The 2239-nt window shown below is 42.2% G+C and carries 3 protein-coding genes; 1 reads left to right on the top strand and 2 read right to left on the bottom strand.

Annotated elements, in window-relative coordinates:
• Positions 1-181, top strand: a 181-nt coding sequence (locus tag RMO55_RS02305; protein ID WP_310422876.1) for a hypothetical protein, incomplete at its 5' end; no start/stop codon positions are given.
• A 128-nt stretch (positions 182-309) separates the two neighbouring features.
• Here RMO55_RS02305 and RMO55_RS02300 read toward each other — a convergent pair.
• Both RMO55_RS02300 and RMO55_RS02295 read right to left on the bottom strand, forming a co-directional pair.
• Positions 310-1530, bottom strand: a complete 1221-nt coding sequence (locus tag RMO55_RS02300; RefSeq protein WP_310422872.1) for a hypothetical protein — start codon at positions 1528-1530, stop codon at positions 310-312.
• A gap of 76 nt (positions 1531-1606) precedes the next feature.
• Complete coding sequence (locus RMO55_RS02295) at positions 1607-2221, bottom strand: glycosyltransferase family A protein (RefSeq protein WP_310422869.1); 615 nt, start codon at positions 2219-2221, stop codon at positions 1607-1609.
• Positions 2222-2239: the final 18 nt, after the last annotated feature.

The following is a 2239-nucleotide window of genomic DNA, read 5'->3' as shown; positions in this document are numbered from 1 at the left end:
GGCTGAAGCGGCACTAAAAGCAGCGGAAGAAGCTGAAGCAGCTCTCAAAATGGCTCAAGCCGCTGCTGAAGCCGTTGTTAGTGAATCTGATGCTGAACCTGAAACTAGCGAAGTGAAAGTGGGTTCTCCTGTCGCGTTGGCGGATGCTTTCTTTGACGATTTAGCTAAACCTGCGTTTTAATGTCTGCCATTAGCTTTTGAAAAAGGGTGTGGCGATCATTGCCACACCCTTTTTTGACTAGAATTAATCTTAATAGCAGTGTCAGTTGACCATTAATAAAAAGCATTTTCTCTTCATCCTCAATTTATTTATTTCAATTTATTTGTCTTTATGTATTCATTTATTACACTATTTACTGCTAACTGAAATCCACTTCCCAATACCATTGCAACGGTCTTTACTACCACAATATCTTCTTTTGTAATCTCTATAACGAGGGGCAGACTTTTAGATTCCTGCTGACGCGGTGGTAACGGTAGAGAAATGGGTAGAAAATCACTCCCCTCAATCCGAATCGCCTTCGGATTTTTGGCATATTCCATTGCTTTATCCGCAATATCATCCAACTGCTGCTCTAATTTTTGTTTACCTGCTTGGAGAATGCTTTCCTCCACCCCCTCAAACTGCATTGGATACTGCAAAATATATTCCACATCAGCCAGAGACTTAGAGGCTTGCTGAGATCGCTCCCACAAGCTTTTCAACACCCGCTGTTGCCTTTGCACCGCAATCATATCAAAAGCATCTGGAAAAGAGAGCAAGTCATGGTAAGGCTTACAAATAACCTGCAAAATATCCGCTGACTGTTGTACCGATGCGGGGAAATTAACCGCATACTGGAGTGCTTCTTCGGGGGTTGTGGAAATTGCCCCCACCCCACCTTTGCGATAACAGTGGGCTTCAATCCGCACATTTTTGTACTTAGCCAACTCCGCAAACTTGGATTTTAATTCAGCATTCGCCTCCAAAGAAAGCGTACCAGGAATTACACTGTTATAAGAAATCTGGGCACTGAGAGCCGCATCAACTTTTTCCTTTGTTTCCAAATCATTAGAAATAATTTCGATCGTGCTGATGAATTCACCGCCAGGAATAATGCCAGAAATATATTCATAACCCGCTCGGCGGAAAAATTCATCAAGTCCCTTGTTCTCAATAAAGTCAACAGCATTAGATTTGAGATCGACATCCTGAATATTTCGTGCCATACCCCGCACTTTGACATACAAAACAGAGAAAGTAGAATACTCATTGATCTTGCGGCTAGATTCCTTGCACACCTTAGCTTTGACCGAACCACCCACCTGAAAATAGGAAGCATTGAGGTTCACCTCCCCATCCATTTCCAGCACCTTACTCAGTTCCGCACTAGAACTCACTTTCTTAAAGACTAATTCTGCCGTTTGTCCTGTTTGCCCACCTGCTGCCTCTACCCCATTAATATCCACCCACTTATTGGAAGCGATACCAGTCAGTGGATTATAGCCTACGCCCAGATCCATACCGTCACAGTAGTCTCTAATTACCATAGAAATTTCACTGGTCTATTGTCTTTAAAATTATAGTCTAGCTAAGTCCGTTTATCGGTTCAGCTATTTGTCGGAATTAGATCGAGTGATTGTCCCAAGATAATTTACTATTTTTGAGTTTGATCGCATGATGTGGTAATGCTACTTTGTCAACAATTTTTTGATCGCTCATCACCTTCGTGTTCCGATGAGTGAATCTGTTACTATCGATGAGTTGCTTGTGGCTAATTAAGTCTTCCACCGTACAACAATCTGAAGTAGGTGAGAAGAACTCTTTACCTCGTTTAACCACAACACCATCCTGGACAATATCGCGTCTGCGTTGCTGAATCGGCATAGCATAATTTACCTGGGAATGATGCTCGAAGAAAGCGATCGTTTCCTCTACGAAATTGGGCTTGAAGGTGTTGTCATCATCGAGATAGGTTACGATGTCCCCTTGTGCCATTACGACACCTCTATTGCGTCCGTAGGATAGACCAAAACCCTTGTCGGGATGAAGCATCTCCAAATAGGTATGGGTGAAATCGATTTGGGAGTTAGAGATTAATTCTCGTGTAGCAATATCTTCACCATCGTTTACAATAATCCATTCAAAATCTTGACTGGATTGAGCATTCAGAGATTCGATCGCTTGGGACAATAATTGAGGACGCAATCTAGTAACAGTGATAATAGAGACTTTTGGCATAATCTATTTCTAATGAAG

The sequence above is a fragment of the Chamaesiphon sp. VAR_48_metabat_135_sub genome, assembly GCF_031418915.1.
Lineage (GTDB): Bacteria > Cyanobacteriota > Cyanobacteriia > Cyanobacteriales > Chamaesiphonaceae > Chamaesiphon.
The sequence above is the reverse complement of the archived record's forward strand: the minus strand, read 5'-3'. Positions and strand labels throughout refer to the sequence as shown.